The sequence below is a fragment of the Shewanella sp. SACH genome (genome assembly GCF_001887095.2).
GTDB classification, from domain to species: Bacteria; Pseudomonadota; Gammaproteobacteria; order Enterobacterales; family Shewanellaceae; genus Shewanella; species Shewanella baltica.
On record NZ_MPDG02000002.1, the window covers coordinates 1 to 15,571 of the forward strand.

The 15,571-nt window shown below is 47.0% G+C and carries 16 protein-coding genes; 4 read left to right on the forward strand and 12 right to left on the reverse strand.

Going from position 1 to position 15,571, the window contains the following annotated elements; genetic code table 11:
• Positions 1–270: 270 nt before the first annotated feature.
• The 12 genes from hemB to rraA form a co-directional block, all read right to left on the reverse strand.
• Positions 271–1,278 carry a porphobilinogen synthase gene (gene hemB, locus BM607_RS07825; protein ID WP_006087116.1) on the reverse strand — a complete coding sequence of 336 codons (1,008 nt, stop codon included), beginning with the start codon at positions 1,276–1,278 and terminating at the stop codon, positions 271–273.
• 9 nt (positions 1,279–1,287) lie between these two features.
• Positions 1,288–3,174 (reverse strand): diguanylate cyclase, encoded by a 1,887-nt coding sequence (locus tag BM607_RS07830; protein WP_071938758.1) that lies wholly within the window; start codon positions 3,172–3,174, stop codon positions 1,288–1,290.
• The gene (locus BM607_RS07835) at positions 3,167–3,970 is read right to left on the reverse strand and encodes a TatD family hydrolase (protein ID WP_006087114.1); all 804 of its coding nucleotides are present in this window, start codon (positions 3,968–3,970) and stop codon (positions 3,167–3,169) included. The genes BM607_RS07830 and BM607_RS07835 overlap by 8 nt, the downstream gene beginning before the upstream one ends.
• On the reverse strand, positions 3,970–4,497 hold the full coding sequence (locus BM607_RS07840) for a hypothetical protein (protein ID WP_071938757.1): 528 nt from the start codon (positions 4,495–4,497) through the stop codon (positions 3,970–3,972). Before BM607_RS07840 ends, BM607_RS07835 begins: the two co-directional genes overlap by 1 nt.
• A 45-nt stretch (positions 4,498–4,542) precedes the next feature.
• A complete protein-coding gene (gene tatC, locus BM607_RS07845; protein ID WP_006083331.1) occupies positions 4,543–5,298 on the reverse strand; it encodes a twin-arginine translocase subunit TatC in 756 nt (251 codons plus the stop codon).
• Positions 5,299–5,301: 3 nt separating this feature from the next.
• A complete protein-coding gene (gene tatB, locus BM607_RS07850; RefSeq protein WP_071938756.1) occupies positions 5,302–5,802 on the reverse strand; it encodes a Sec-independent protein translocase protein TatB in 501 nt (166 codons plus the stop codon).
• A 6-nt stretch (positions 5,803–5,808) separates the two neighbouring features.
• Positions 5,809–6,048 (reverse strand): Sec-independent protein translocase subunit TatA, encoded by a 240-nt coding sequence (gene tatA / locus BM607_RS07855; RefSeq protein WP_006083329.1) that lies wholly within the window; start codon positions 6,046–6,048, stop codon positions 5,809–5,811.
• 59 nt (positions 6,049–6,107) lie between these two features.
• Positions 6,108–7,757 carry a ubiquinone biosynthesis regulatory protein kinase UbiB gene (ubiB, locus tag BM607_RS07860; RefSeq protein WP_011847989.1) on the reverse strand — a complete coding sequence of 550 codons (1,650 nt, stop codon included), beginning with the start codon at positions 7,755–7,757 and terminating at the stop codon, positions 6,108–6,110.
• The gene (locus BM607_RS07865) at positions 7,754–8,374 is read right to left on the reverse strand and encodes an SCP2 sterol-binding domain-containing protein (protein WP_071938755.1); all 621 of its coding nucleotides are present in this window, start codon (positions 8,372–8,374) and stop codon (positions 7,754–7,756) included. The genes ubiB and BM607_RS07865 overlap by 4 nt, the downstream gene beginning before the upstream one ends.
• A complete protein-coding gene (gene ubiE, locus BM607_RS07870; protein WP_006083326.1) occupies positions 8,374–9,129 on the reverse strand; it encodes a bifunctional demethylmenaquinone methyltransferase/2-methoxy-6-polyprenyl-1,4-benzoquinol methylase UbiE in 756 nt (251 codons plus the stop codon). Before ubiE ends, BM607_RS07865 begins: the two co-directional genes overlap by 1 nt.
• A 245-nt stretch (positions 9,130–9,374) precedes the next feature.
• A complete protein-coding gene (locus BM607_RS07875; RefSeq protein WP_012586617.1) occupies positions 9,375–10,439 on the reverse strand; it encodes a formimidoylglutamase in 1,065 nt (354 codons plus the stop codon).
• 129 nt (positions 10,440–10,568) lie between these two features.
• Positions 10,569–11,054, reverse strand: coding sequence for a ribonuclease E activity regulator RraA (gene rraA, locus BM607_RS07880; RefSeq protein ID WP_006083324.1), 486 nt, complete (start codon positions 11,052–11,054; stop codon positions 10,569–10,571).
• A gap of 324 nt (positions 11,055–11,378) precedes the next feature.
• On the opposite strand from rraA, the gene BM607_RS07885 reads away from it, so the two are divergent.
• The 4 genes from BM607_RS07885 to BM607_RS07900 all read left to right on the forward strand — a co-directional run bounded on the left by BM607_RS07885 (position 11,379) and on the right by BM607_RS07900 (position 15,281).
• Positions 11,379–11,627, forward strand: coding sequence for a YgjV family protein (locus tag BM607_RS07885; RefSeq protein ID WP_006083323.1), 249 nt, complete (start codon positions 11,379–11,381; stop codon positions 11,625–11,627).
• Positions 11,628–12,043: 416 nt separating this feature from the next.
• Entirely contained in the window at positions 12,044–12,556 is a 513-nt protein-coding gene (locus tag BM607_RS07890) for a phosphatase PAP2 family protein (protein ID WP_006087108.1), read from the forward strand.
• A gap of 75 nt (positions 12,557–12,631) precedes the next feature.
• Positions 12,632–13,672 carry an MJ1255/VC2487 family glycosyltransferase gene (locus tag BM607_RS07895; protein WP_006083321.1) on the forward strand — a complete coding sequence of 347 codons (1,041 nt, stop codon included), beginning with the start codon at positions 12,632–12,634 and terminating at the stop codon, positions 13,670–13,672.
• 142 nt (positions 13,673–13,814) lie between these two features.
• Positions 13,815–15,281, forward strand: a complete 1,467-nt coding sequence (locus BM607_RS07900; RefSeq protein ID WP_071938754.1) for a thioesterase — start codon at positions 13,815–13,817, stop codon at positions 15,279–15,281.
• Positions 15,282–15,571 lie beyond the last annotated feature (290 nt).

Here is a 15,571-nt window from a genome sequence, read left to right on the forward strand (position 1 = left end):
AGTGTGGGGTCTCCCCATGTGAGAGTAGGTCATCGCCAAGCGCCTAATTATCTCATTGAGATGTAACGAAGCCAGCTGAATAAGCTGGCTTTTTTGCGTCTGCAATTTGTAAAACTCAGCCTGTTCTTCATTTCATTAGTAAGTTTTGCTCCCGTTATTCTCTCCACAACACCAAATGTGCTGATTTAGTCCCCATAGCTATCAATGACCAGATACAAAAAAGCAGCCATAAGGCTGCTTTCTTCAATTGATACACAGCTATCGCGAGGTCTAAGCTTCTTTAAGCCACTGTGCGGCACGTTTAGCGAAGTAAGTTAAAATACCGTCTGCGCCTGCGCGTTTAAAGCAAAGTAGAGATTCCATGACGATGGCTTTTTCGGCTAACCAACCATTTTGGATGGCGGCCATGTGCATGGCGTATTCACCACTGACTTGATAGGCGAATGTTGGCACTGCAAGTTCAGTTTTAACGCGATGCACTATATCTAAATACGGCATGCCTGGCTTAACCATGACCATGTCGGCACCTTCTTGAATATCGAGTGCGACTTCATGCAGAGCTTCGTCACTGTTTGCTGGATCCATCTGGTAGCTGTGTTTATTGCCGCCTTTGAGATTGCCTGCTGAGCCTACTGCGTCACGAAACGGGCCGTAGTAGCTTGAAGAGTATTTTGCTGAGTAAGCCATGATTTGGGTGTTTACGTGGCCTGCAGCTTCTAAGGCTTGGCGAATAGCGCCTATGCGGCCATCCATCATGTCTGACGGTGCAACTATGTCTGCACCGGCTTCGGCGTGTGACAATGCTTGCTTCACTAAAATCTCGGTAGTGATGTCGTTTAGGATGTACCCAGTCTCATCTATGATGCCGTCTTGACCATGAGTGGTGAAGGGGTCCAATGCTACGTCTGTCATGATGCCAAGCTGTGGAAAGGCTTTTTTTAGCTCACGTACAGCGCGTTGCACTAAGGCATCGGCGTTATAAGCTTCTTCTGCCATTAGGGTCTTTTTCTCTGCAGGCGTCACAGGGAATAGCGCAATTAATGGGATGCCTAACTCAACCAGTTCTTCGGCTTCTTTTAGTAGTAAATCGATTGAGTAACGTTCAATACCTGGCATAGAGGCGATCTTTTCACTGCGATTGGTGCCCTCTAGAACAAACATGGGATAAATCAAGTCATTGACCGTTAGTTGATTTTCGGCCATGAGACGACGGCTAAAATCATGTTTACGCATGCGGCGCATTCTACGCTGAGGGAAGGCACTGGTAATGATATTCACATTTGACTCCTAATTAGGTACTGGTCCTGCTTGAACTGATGAAAATAAGCTGACTTGATTACGTCCACCATTTTTGGCTTGGTAGAGGGCTTTATCCGCTTGTTCTAATAATTTGGTGCTGTGCTGATCGTTAGTGACGATATCGGCACTGACTCCGATACTGATAGTCAAAGGTATCGCTACACCTTCCCATTCGAAATGGATAGAGGCAACTGCGTCTCTTATCGTTTCAGCGACTTGCAGTGCACCATCTTCTGCTGTATTAGGCAGGATGATAGCAAACTCCTCGCCTCCATAACGTGATACGAGATCCGTTGGCCGCTTTAAATATTGCTGTAATGTTTGGGCTATGGTTCGTAAGGCTTCATCGCCAGCAAGATGGCCAAATCTATCGTTGATCAACTTGAAGCGATCGATATCGAGCATCAACAGGGCTATGGGTGTTTCTTGCCTGCGGCTGATCCGGCTTTCAGCGATCAAACGTTTATCGAAAGCACTGCGGTTTTTAACCCCAGTTAAACTGTCGATAGTGCTTTGTTCGGTTAGCTTTTGGTTTACCTCATGTAATTCTCTGAGGGTGATTTCAAGTTCTAAGGTGCGCTCTTGCACCATTTGCTCGAGTTTCTCATTGCTCTCGGCTTCCGCTTTTAGGGCTTCTTCCCGCGCGCTGCGAATTTTCTGTGCTTGCTTCAAGGCCTCTTGCTGAATACGTAGCTTAGCTTTGCGTTCATCGTTATAGCGGATGGCTAGCACCAAAGACATAAAGATGATTTCAAATGTCAGGCCGAGCATGACAGGCGTTTGCGGTTTTAAATTGAGGTCAATCACGCTGAGATACAACAAGCTACTGATGCAAGCTCCTGTAAGCATACTCACCCAGCCAATAGTGTACATACGTGCCAGTTTATGGCCATTGATGGCCTGAGTAATAGCAAAGACCATAAGTACCAGGCTGAGCACTGCAACGGAAATGATCTCGATATAGAGCGCCGTTCCATATTGGATAAAAGGCGTGGCGAGTCCAATACATAGGATATACACAGCGCTATAGCGACAAGTCAGCAGCATGCGGCGGTTTAAATATTTGAGCTGTAATATTTTTTCGGTAAACATCAGCGCAAACGCCATAACGATTGGCAGTAAAAATGGCACCATAACTTGCTGTAATATCGGCCAATTTGGCCAGAGGAATCGAAAGGCAAAACCGTTGATGGTAGCGACGAGCAAGGTCATGCTAAGCACGTAGCCGGAATAATAGCTGTAACTGAATGAGCCCGATGCAATGGCAATAAAGAGGCTAAAGATACCAATCGCGGCCAGTACGCCGAGTTGGAAACCATGTTCGACGGCGGTGGATTCGGCAATCTGGGCTAAGTCGTTAGATGACCAGAGGTTTAACGGTATTGCAGCGCTGCCTTCGGTCTGAATATGCAAATAAAAAGTATGGGTATCATCCATGTTGAGCTTAAAAGGATACAGGAAGATGTTGCTCAAAAATGGCCGTTCGTTATAGGGAAAGGTGTCGCCCATAAGCACAGTATTAGCGAGCTTATTATTGACTAAATGATAGATAGTCACCTTGTCTAACAAGGGGTTATCTAACGCTAAAATACGTGAAAGTGCATCGTCTGGGCTGGTTAAGCTGAAACTCAGCCAAAAATCATGGCCGCTGAGTTTTTGAATGTCTTTATTGGTGAAGTTATGCCAATCCGTTTTTGGCAAGGCTTGGATCTCGGTAAATTCCTTCGCCGAAGTGGGGTGGCTCACCATCAACCAAGGCGTAAGGTTTAACGGGGTCGCCGTTGATTCATCAATGCTTAATAGGGTTGCGAATGAAGGTGTTGAACACATCCATAGCCACAGCAAGAGTATGAGTGACGAGTTTCGTTTAAGCATGGACTCGGTCCAAATTAAAAAAAGCTACGCTATTCTGGTAGCAACGCGCTGCAAACTCATCAGCATTTTCACCGCGCAAGTTTGCAATATAACTCGCGATGTAGGGGAGATATTCGGGCTTGTTCTTACTCGATTTAGGCTTAGGCCTCATGCTGCGAGGCAATAAGTACGGGCTATCGGTTTCGATTAAAATGCGGTTCTGCGGAATAAATGGCACGAGTTGCGCTAACTCTTGGCCACGTCTTTCATCGCAAACCCAGCCTGTAATGCCTAAATGCAAATCGAGGTCGATATAGGCCTCCATTTGGGCGTGAGTGCCAGTGAAACAATGTAAAAGCGCGCCACTAAGCTGTGGGCGATATTCCCGCAGGATAGCAATAAAGTCTTCGTGAGCTTCGCGCTCGTGCATCAGTACGGGCATTTGCAGTTCAACGGCTAAGGCGAGTTGGGCAATAAATGCTTGGCGCTGGATGGGGCGAGGAGAGAAATCACGATTGTAGTCTAAGCCACATTCGCCAACGGCAACCACTTGCGGTGCTTGGCAGAGTTCGGCTTGTTGCTTGCTTGAGTCAGCTTGCCAGCCACTGGCATGGTGAGGATGTACGCCAGCAGTGCAATAAAGTTGATTGGGATATTGTTGGCAAATCGCGATGGCAGCTGCACTTTCAGTTAAATCGCTGCCAATAACAATTAACGGCGAAACCCCTTGGTCCGCCGCCGCTTGTATTATCGATGCTGTGTCTGGCTCGAGTGCGCTGCCAAGTAAATTGACAGCGATATCTATGTATGAGGGCATTAGTTTAGGCGTTTTACCCGTGCCTTGGCATTGCGCTCATCAGTGCCCATTAAGAAAGAGCCTAGGGCTGCTTTTTCAATGTAGACTTTTTCGCCTTGCTTTAAGTTGAACTTACGGCCGTCGGTTTGTTTCCATACCTGACCATTCGTGAATGTTACTTTGATAGCACCGTAGGGATCTTCAGTAATAGACTGTACTTCAAGATAAATCTTATCGACCGTATTTTCTTGAACGCGCTTAGCTTCCATCCCAAAGTCATCGACAATATTAGCGGCTGGTGCTTGGGGCGTGGTGGCCGCTACTGCTACAGCAGTCGGGGCTGCAACGGTTGCTACAGTCGCAGGCGCAACTTGAGTGCTCGCCAAAGCTGGTGTTACGCCTTTGACGCTTTCTGCTAGCTTGTCATAGCAAATCAAGCGGTCGAGTTTATCGGCTGTTGCTGCACATTGGGTTAACTGTTGTTCAATGCTGGCATTTGCTTGGACTGATACCAGCATAATTGCTGCTGCCATAAGAGTTAAGCGCATGAGAATGTTCCTTATTATATTATTCCCCTAACGCCATCGAGGACGTTAGTCGTTTGTTTGTTCGCTATCTTCGTCTGACTCGTCGTCACCTTGCTTACTGTAGAAACGAGCCGCTAATAAACCGCCTTCGAACAATAACAGCATTGGTACGGCAAGCATAGTCTGGGAAATTACATCGGGTGGGGTTAACAGCATGCCCACAACGAAGGCGCCTACGACGATATAAGGACGTTTTTGCTTAAGTTCTTCAGGTGTTGTCACGCCCGCCCAGCAAAGTAAAACAACGGCGATAGGGATTTCAAAGGATAGACCAAAGGCAAAGAACAGCTTCAGAATGAAGTTAAGGTAACTGGTAATGTCGGTCGCAACTTGAACGCCCTCTGGGGCATTGTTAGCAAAGAAGCCAAAAACGACGGGGAATACTATGTAATAAGCGAAGGCGATACCGAGATAAAACAATAAGGTACTGCTAAATAGCAGTGGCATCACTAAACGTTTTTCATGTTTGTATAAACCCGGTGCGACAAAGGACCAGATCTGGAACAACACATAGGGCACAGCCACAAAAAACGATAATACTAGGGTCAATTTAAAAGGCGCGAAGAAAGGGGCAGCGACATCGGTCGCAATCATGCTGCCACCAAGGGGTAAAGACTGCATTAAAGGTATTGCCATGTAATGGTAGATATCATTTGCCCAGTACACGCTGCAAATGAACACTAATAACACGCTGGCAATGGATTTTAGCAGCTTGGACCTAAGTTCAAGCAAATGGCTGATAAGTGGCTGCTGTTGCGACATGAATTATCCGTTGGCTTTCGGGTTAGAACGGGTATCCGCGCCCTGAGATGGCTCACTTGGAGTAGCGGGAGATGCCGACGTTGGACTCGCCTCTACAGTGGCAGTCGGATTAGCTTGGCTCGCTTGAGCTGGACTAGTTTGAACTGGGCTCGCAACTGGAGAATGTATTTGATTCTCTGACGCAGGCGTGTCTTTTACCGGATCCTGAACTTGATAAGGACGGTTTACCGACTGTGCCGCTTGCTTCAGTTGTTCAATAGACTCTTTGAGTTCAGGTGAGAGGTTAGATAAACCTTTGCTCTCGGCTTTTTTAAGATCTGCATGTAATTGCTCGATCTTCAGCTCCTGCTCAAGTTCTTCTTTTACCGAGTTAGCCATGCGTTTCATCGCACGGATCCAACTCGTTATCGAACGCACCGCAACCGGTAGACGTTCGGGGCCAAGAACCACTAGCCCCAAAACACCGATCAGCAGCAGCTCCATAAAGCCGATACCGTCAAACATAAAGAGTTACGCCTGTTCTTTGTTAGACTCAGGTTTCTTTTCAGTCGCCTGTTGAGTCGTTTGTGCTGTTTTAGCCGCTTCGGTGTCTTCTAATGCCTTTTTATCTTCTTCTGAAGACATGGCGTTTTTGAAGCCTTTCACCGCACCACCTAAATCACCGCCCAAAGAGCGTAATTTTTTAGTTCCAAACAACAAGACAACGATTAATGCAACGATAAGAAGTTGCCAAATACTAATACCACCCATGAAGGTATCCTCTTAATTGATATCGGTTCTATTATGAACCTATGATTAATTAGTGCTAGCTAAAATTTGCGATTCTTTGGCCTAGATCGCCATCCGACAAACCACAATATAATGCCTGAAACTAGACAAACATAAGGGGTCCATAGTGTAGCGTCTCTATTGATCAATAACGTGCCACAGATCAATAAAACTGCAGAAGTGATAAGCAAGTAGTTACTCTTGTGAGCCTGCTGCTGGTATTTCAAATACTTATCTAGCATTTGTTGCTGAGAACTCAGCAATTTCCTGCCTAACTTAAGGTTATCGTAAATCAGTTCAGGGAATTCTGGTAGTTTATCAGCCCAATATGGCAGTTTTGTGGATACCTTTTTAAACATAGCCTTAGGACCCACTTGGTCGGCCATCCACTGCTCTAAAAACGGTTTGGCGGTTTGCCATAAATCCAACTGCGGATACAGCTGACGACCTAAGCCTTCGATATAAAGTAAGGTCTTTTCCAGCAATACCAATTGCGGTTGTACCACAATATCGAAGTGGCGTGCAGTGCGGAATAATTCCAGCAACACATGGCCGAAGGAGATCTCATCGAGCGGTTTGTTGAACATAGGTTCACACACGACTTTGATCGCCTGTTCAAAGGCCTGTAGATCGGTTTTTTCCGACACCCAACCTGATTCAATATAGAGCTGGGCAATTCGGTGATAATCGCGATTAAAGAAGGCGAGGAAATTCTCGGCGAGATAGCGTTTATCGACCTCGCTGAGTGTGCCCATGATGCCGCAATCGAGCCCTATGTAATAAGGGTTCTCTGGGTGATCGCGGGAAATAAAGATATTGCCCGGATGCATGTCGGCATGGAAAAAGTTATCTCGGAACACTTGGGTGAAAAACAGCTCTACTCCGCGCTCAGCTAATAACTTAAAGTTGGTGCCTTGCGCTTTAAGGGCGGCAATATCCGAAACCGAAATACCGTATATGCGTTCCATCACCATCAGGCGTGGATAACAAAACTCTTCATACACATAAGGCACATAGAGTGCATCTGAGTCGAGGAAGTTGTTGCGTAGCTTGACTGCGTTTAAGGCTTCGAGCTTAAGGTTTAACTCACCTAAAATGGTCACGCGGTAATCTTCAATCACTTCAGCAGGGCGCAGGCGGTTGCCTTCACCAAGGAGGTATTCAATCAACTTGGCGGTTTGTGACATCAACTGCAGATCGGCCTGAATCTTGGTTTCTACATTCGGCCGTAGCACCTTAAGTACGACGTCTTTGCCGTTAGATTTTAAGGTCGCGGTATGCACCTGCGAAATAGAGGCTGAGGCCAGCGGGATTTCATTAAAGTCATCGAATAGGGATTCAATCGGCGCTTTTAGCTCAGCTTCAATCGCTTGGCGGGCAAGCGCACCATCAAAGGGCGGCACCTTGTCTTGTAGCATGGCTAATTCACTGGCCCATTCATCGCTGAGTAAATCGCGGCGGGTCGAGAGCATTTGTCCAAGCTTGATATAAACGGGGCCCAGTTCCTGCATCGCCAATTTTAAGCGTTCGCCACCGGGCTTATTCTTATGCTTATTGCGGATCCAGAACAGACTATTACGGGCGAGTTTAAAGTACCAAGGTGTCATCTTTGGCGGCAATACGTCATCTAACCCGTACTGAAGCAAGGTCTTGATGACATGGTAACCGCGGCGGATACTGGCAAGGGTCATGGCTTAATTTGGTCTCTTAATTGGGCAATCCGTTGTTCAATCGCGCGGGTATCGGCAACTAAATCATCCATTTGATCGCGAAAATGAAGTAACTCAATTGGGTGCGGTGTGAGTCGATACTCTTCTACAGCGAGTTGACCTAAGTGAGAGCGCGTTTTACGCAATACTTCAAGAGCAAAGCTCTTTGCCTGATGGCCTGTGCTGATGAGCTTGTGGGTGGGACCATCGCCTAAATAACGCGAAATTGGCTCGGCAAAATCAAACTCGATGCCGCGTAGATATTGGCTAAAGCTTTGTAATAAATTGAGATCGCCCTCAAGCTTGAGCTTATCTTGCTTGATAAGTTCAGTCAGGTTTGCACCTTCGGACACGCGATAAAGCGTGGTCGCATCGGCATGCAGACTGACATCGACATCGCCTTCATAGCGGCTCAGTACTTGGATCTCTTTGGCAAACACCAAATAGAGCGGCCAGCTGAGCTGCGATAATTGGATACGAAACACTTTGCCATGCAACTGGCGCTGGCGCGAATAGTCGTCACCCGCTTGAGCCTGAAGTTTTTTCAGGCCCGTTTCAATTGCGGCGCAGACAAGCAGCACAACTTCTTGCGGCATCATTAGAATTTATAACCGCGGTGCAATGCGACAATGCCGTCGGTCATGTTGGTGTAGTCGACTTGCTCGAAGCCTGCATCTACCATCATTTGCTTTAATGTATCTTGATCTGGATGCATACGAATCGATTCAGCAAGATACTCGTAGCTGTCGGCATCTTTAGTGATGAGTTCGCCCATCTTAGGTAAGACTTTGAAGCTATATAAATCATACACTTTGCGCATGATTTCATGCTGAGGCTTAGAGAACTCAAGCACTAATAACTTGCCACCGGGCTTAAGCACGCGGTTCATCGAACGCAGCGCCGCATCTTTATCGGTCACGTTACGCAGACCAAAGGCGATGGTAATGATGTCGAAGTGGTTATCGGGAAACGGCAGTGCTTCGGCGTTGGCTTGCACATAACTGACATTGTTGACTATGCCCTTGTCGCGCAACTTAGTGCGACCGACTTTCAACATGGAATCGTTAATGTCAGCTAAAACCACTTCACCTTTATCGCCCACTAAGTGAGAGAATTTTGCGGTTAAGTCACCAGTGCCACCAGCCAAATCGAGCACTTTCATGCCAGGGCGTGCGCCAGATACTTCAATGGTGTAACGCTTCCAAAAACGGTGAATGCCGAAGGACATCACATCGTTCATTATGTCGTACTTAGCGGCAACAGAATGAAACACGCCGGCAACGAGTTCGGCCTTTTTATCGGCCTCTACGGTTTTGTAACCAAAGTGGGTACTTTTAGATTCGCCCTCAGACATCAATGTGTTCCTATTGTTTTGCAATGTATTAGTTGCGAGTGTAAGCCATCGCCTGCATTTGCTGAATCTTTGATCTATCACTCTGTGATCGAGCTAGTAAACTAACTGCAATGCCTTAGCTTGAGGCACTCCCTAACAGTCGTAGGATTAAGTGCTTGTCGACCACGTAAAATGGACTGGCATTAGACCACAATATCAGGATTTGGTGAATAGCTTAGCGCCCTGTTGGCGGTAACTGATGGCGCTCATTGCGCCAAAAACTGCATCCGAGCCTGCACATAAGCGTAGATAAGCTCGCTGAGGCTTTGGCCAACATCCCTAAATCCGGCTTCAATTCCCGCTTCGTGGCAACTTGGTGCAGCCTCGGCTAAATGCAAATAAGCACAAGGGCAGTGGCGGGCGATATAACTGACATAATGCGCCGCATCTAGCAATGGCACCCCCGCTGCCGTTGAGGCGCTACTGGGCATTTTAGCTATAGCGTCGACGTCGAGTTCCAGCCCTACGGGCAAACCTGTGTCATTCAGTTTGGCGGCGATCTCAAGCAAGGCTTGGCTGAGACTGATTTCGCGGCGCACCCAAATCTGTTGCAAGCTATGCCAAGTACCACCAAATTCGCTGAGTTGGCTTAGGTTGGCTTCACTGTTTTTTAACTCATGTAAACCCAGTACATGATAGCAACCTAAGGCGCCGCGATCGGCTGCGTAACTAAAACCATTGCCGCTGTGACGACCTTCGAGCAGGCGAAAATCCGAATGGGGATCAAGATTCACCGCCGCAACTTGGCGCTGATAGTGGCCGTAGGTCGCCATCAATAAACCATAGGCATTGTTATGCCCGCCGCCGATGAGTATGGGTTCTAAACCCGCCTTTAAAATTGCACTAACGATGCGGATCACGCGCTCATCGAGTTGCTTAACCGCATCACGTAATTCATCTAAGGTGACGTCGGTATTAGCTGTTGTATTGTTCGCGGTTTGTTGTTGCAGATCGGCGGTGTTAACTTGGCCTAACACTAGGCATTCGGCACCAGAAAGAAAGCGATTCGATTGCAGATTGAGCCATTGGCGCATACTGGTAGTGAACGCATCGGTCGCGCCGCCGCGGCCTAAGTTGGCGCGTGGGCCGATATCTTCACCGACGCCGAAAATGGCAAAGCTTGCCCCGTGGGCTTTGGCAGTGGCGAGTATGGTCTCTAACGTATGTTCGTGATTAGCCAGATGGACGCATTGGCCTAACTTAGTTTCGCCGGTTCTTGGGCTGACTAATGAGGCAATATCTGTATGGGTAAAGGGAATAAATTCAGGCATAGATTGATATTCTTATTCGGCCGGAGTCGAGCTATTGTGGCCAGTGTGGCGCGAGGATTCAATGGGGAAACGCTGAAAATAGTGAATAAAAAAGCCAGCTTAGCTGGCTTTCTTGGCTGAACAGTGAGATTACTCAATGTCGAGTGGTTCAGGTGATAAAATCACACCTGTGTTATCAGCATAAATGTGATCGCCGGGTAAGAAAGTCACACCGCCAAAATTGACCGGAATTTCCACTTCGCCCACTGAATTGCCATCAGCACCCACTGGAATTGAGGCAAGGGCTTGAATACCAATGTCTAACTCTTCCAATGCATCCACATCGCGTACAGAACCGTAAACGATAATGCCTTCCCAGTTGTTGCTAACCGCAAGTTCAGCGATAGCACCATCGATCAGCGCACGGCGTAATGAGCCACCGCCATCAACGAGTAAGACTTTACCTTGACCATCCTCTTGTAGGACTTCGGTGATTAGGCCGTTGTCTTCAAAGCACTTGATGGTGCTAATAGAACCGCCAAAAGAGCTACAACCACCGTAGTTACTGAACATGGGCTCGACTACATCTACGACATCTAAGTACATGTCACATAATTCTGAGGTGTTGTATTCCATATTTACACTCCTATTGATCCGCGTTGCGTACAGTTTAGCGAGTTTACGCCAGTATAAAAGGGATTCTTGAAAAGAAAAGTGTTATCAATCACGGTATTGTTGCCACTGGGCCGTTAACACATCTGTAGTAAAGTTTCGTCGTACTTTAGAGCTTATGCAGTAAAACTTGATATTAGTCATTAAATGACGGTTTTTTATTACAACTCTGTTGCATGCTTTGGTATTATATCCCAAGTTTAAATTAACTTACTTAACTTAATTTGCTTTAGGGGCATGGACCCCCCGTTACGCTTATGGACGGTAGAGGGCCTTCGAGAGGTGCCTATGGAAGCTGTAAATACGATTGAAATTATTGGTTATTTTGCCTCTGTAATGGTGGCGATCTCTCTAATGATGAAGAATATCATTTGGTTGCGATGGTTGAATTTTGTGGGATGTACCCTGTTTGTTGTTTATGGGGTGTTTATTTCTGCTTGGCCAGTGGCTGGCATGAATGCGTTTGTTGCTTGTATTAATATTTACCATTTGACTAAAATTTACCGCGCTAAGGCGAATACTCCCGCCGCAGCCTAAGTTTATTTGATTGTGTTGCTCTTGGGATTCACATTTAGAGCAACACAATATCCTGTCTCAGCCCTATCGCTATTCCTGAAAAAATCCCTTAGCTCCAGCATAACGTCCCTAGAATCCTTCTAGATCAAAGCCCCAGCCATGCTTCTTGTCATAAAACCTTCGAGCAGATGTCACTTAGCCGTCACAGGTCTTTCTTAGTCTCAAGTTATCTAATAGTGCTTTAGCTAATTCGATTCGAGTTTGACCATTAGCAAACCGTAAATTAGCCAGCAAACGGTAGTAAATAACGAATTCAATCGTGAGTAGGGCCTTGGTGAGTCGGTTGCGTGATACCAAGCACTCTAAGCGTCGTCGAGAGAATGCACAGATTAACATCGCAGTAAAACTCGCTGGCATGCCAGCAAGGAGCCTGTTTTATGTTGAGTTACGTTGCAGACTTAGATAAGCGAATGTTTTGTCATATCGTGAGTTTCACCCAACGCCATGGTTTATATGCCCATGCAAAGCGGGTATCGGCGAGTGGCGATGGGCATGTGTATTTATATTTGTCAGTGGGCTTGATGCTGACTCACGCTCAAGGGCAGGCCCTATTCAACTTGATGTTAGCGAGTTTTTTGGTGGAGTTACCGCTGTATTTGCTGCTGAAAAATAGCATTCGCCGTACACGACCCTGCCATGCGCTTGTGGGATTTGAGAGTGGTTTTGAGCCATCTGATCGCTTCAGTTTACCGTCGGGTCATACGGCCGCAGCTTTTGTGATGGCAACGAGTGTGGCGCAAGTTTATCCCGCAGCGGCTCCTATCGCGTTTTTATGGGCTTTTAGCATAGGGGGCTCACGTATCGCACTCGGCGTGCATTATCCCTTAGATATTTTGGCGGGAGCCTCATTGGGGAGCGGGGCGGTATTACTGGTTCATCCGGTGATTTAATTCAAGCAAGCGCACGTTAATCATTTCATCTCATTAGTTGGAATTCTCCTTCACTCATCAGTTTAAGGATACGTAATGCGAATACTCTACGGAGTTCAAGGCACAGGGAATGGCCACTTAAGTCGTGCACGCGTCATGGCTAAAGCACTGATGAAACAAGATATTGAAGTGGACTTTTTATTTTCGGGGCGTAAGCCTGATCAGTTTTTCGATATGGAATGTTTTGGCGATTATCGCGTACAAGCGGGCATGACGTTTGCGACTCACTCTGGGCGTGTGAATGTGCCACAAACGGTTCGGCAGAATCTGTCATTGTCGTTATTTAAAGATATTAAAGCCTTAGATCTCAGTTGCTACGATCTCGTGCTCAACGACTTTGAGCCAGTATCGGCTTGGGCGGCGCGGCGCCAAGGCGTGCCATCCATTGGCATTAGCCATCAGGCGGCGTTGACTCACCCAGTGCCGAAACTCGGTAGCACTTGGTTTAATGAAATGCTGCTCAATAACTTTGCCCCTGTGGATGTGGCGTTGGGTTGTCATTGGCACCACTTTGGTTTTCCTATCTTGCCGCCTTTTGTCGAAGTGGATGCCAGCCCATTCGAACACACGCATCAAATCTTAGTGTATTTGCCATTTGAGGATGCGGATGTGATTGCTCGTTTCCTGTCGCATTTCAGTGACTATCAGTTTTTGGTGTACCACAGCCAACAGCCTAAGGGACAAGTTGCGGAACACATTAAGTGGCACGGCTTTAATCGTGATGGCTTTAAGCAACATCTTGCCAGCTGCGGCGGTGTGATAGGCAATGCGGGCTTTGAGCTTGCCAGCGAAGCATTAACCTTAGGTAAAAAGTTGTTAGTGAAACCACTGATTGGCCAGTTTGAGCAATTATCGAATGTTGCGGCGCTGCAACTCTTGGCGGCCGCAGACAGCATGATGAGTCTCGATGTGAACGTCGTGAAGCGCTGGCTGAAAACCGCATCACCTAATCCGATTGCCTATCCTCAGGTTGGGGATGCGCTGGTTAAATGGATTGATGGCGGCGATTGGCACGATAGTCAGCCGCTATGTAAAGAGCTGTGGAGCCAAGTTACGCTGCCTGATACTTGGCGTTAAATCAGCTCATAAGCTGTGGTGAAAAACTATTTAGGCACTAGCTGGGTCAATGGGGTTAGCGTATAATTTCGGCACTTTTGCTGTTAGCCCCTTTCAGCACGTCTATTTTGGCCTAGCTTGGCCGTTAATTATGTTGTTATAAATGAGCCTGAAAAAGTTTACCCAGTACAAGTTACTGTTTTTAATGTTGTTGTCGCTTTGTGTCTTACTCCCTTTTATTCCAGATCAGGCTTACCACATTCCCAGCCCAGATATTGCGAAGCAAAACTTCCATGTGATTGAGTTTAACGATCAAGGCCAGCCCCATGACGAAAGGCAATGGCAAGGTCTAGAGGCGCGCATATCCCAGCCTGAGCCTGCACAGATCCCAGAATTATTGATCTTTGTCCACGGCTGGCACCACAGTGCAGAGCCTAAAGATGAAAACTTTATCGCCTTCGAGCAGTTTTATCAGCAGATGGCGGCGTCCGATACGCAGCGCAACTTATTGGGTTTGTATATTGGCTGGCGCGGCGATAAATACGATCCCTTCTGGCTCGATGGCTCAGATGATGCGAAAAGCTGGATTGAACCCTTAGATTTCCCTACCATTTTACAGCGTAAACGGGTTGCTAAACGCATAGGTCAGCTAGGTTTATCTCAACTGCTTGATAAGCTAGATGGCTTAGTGACAGAGCATAAACTGCTGCGTTATACCGTAATTGGTCATAGTCTTGGCGGTGCGGTTGTTTTGCATGCCAGCAAAGACCGCATCAAGGCTGCTATCGATCATCAGCAGGATAATCCTAATTTATTCTTACTGTTAAACCCTGCAGTGCCCGCGAAGGAGTACCAGCCACTTGATACCTTGGTGAGCTTAGATAGGCAAAAGCCGAGTATGGTCGTATTGCAGTCGAAGGGCGATTTTGCGGTGAAAGAAGCCTTCAATTACATCAAGGATGGCGAGCGCGCCGTCGGTAACTCTTGGGCTATTACCCACGATATCGACAAATGCTCAGGTGGCAATTGCACTACGCCAATGAAGATGCCGTCGGCCTTGATGGCGCACGATCAAATCCCTGGCTGTATGATGACCTTGCCCCATTCTGGCTGGAAAATTCGTGCTCGTCTGCAGGCCCGTCGTACCGTGCAGACCTGTCCCGATGCCAATATGCAGGCCGTGTGGGTGCTGGCGGTGTCAGATGAAATCGTCTCAGGACACAATGGTATTCTCACACCGGATCATGCCAAAGCCTTGTCTGAAGTGATGAGTATGATTGATTTGTATCGAAATCAATTACCTAAACATGCGGTGGAAAGTCCCGCCAACCAAGATCTCGGTACTTTAGCCCCAGAGTCAGAAGCTGCAACGTCCACACAAGGTGAAGCGCCTGTGCCACAAGAGCCGGTGATGATTGTCGAGCCCTTACCTGAAGAACAAGGTTCACCGACGCCTGAGGTCAACGCACCATTGCAGGAACCAAACGTATCACAGGAACAAGATAAGTCTGCCGTAACTGAGGTACCGCACGCGCCAATCAAAGCGCCAGAACTAGAATCAAAACTTGAGGCTAAGCCAAATGACGGCGCAGAGCCTCAACCTAAGGTTGAGACTGACGGCATAAAGTGATTGAGTGCTAAATAGCTTGACCTTGTTTTGGAAGTGCTTTTAATGTGTGTTCCAAACAATGCGAAAGCGCTTCTTTTTAAAAAAGTGGTTAATGAGTAAATTTATTTTACTCATTAAAATCAAAAACAAATATTTCGACATTCATCGTCAAGTCTTGCGATGGCGTGCTAAGTTCGGTAGGTTATCTTGTAAACTGAAATCAATTTTGGCTTACTATTTATTTAGAGTTATTGGTTTGAGTGAATAAGTATTAGGTATATTAACGTTATTTACAACTTAAGTACTATCAG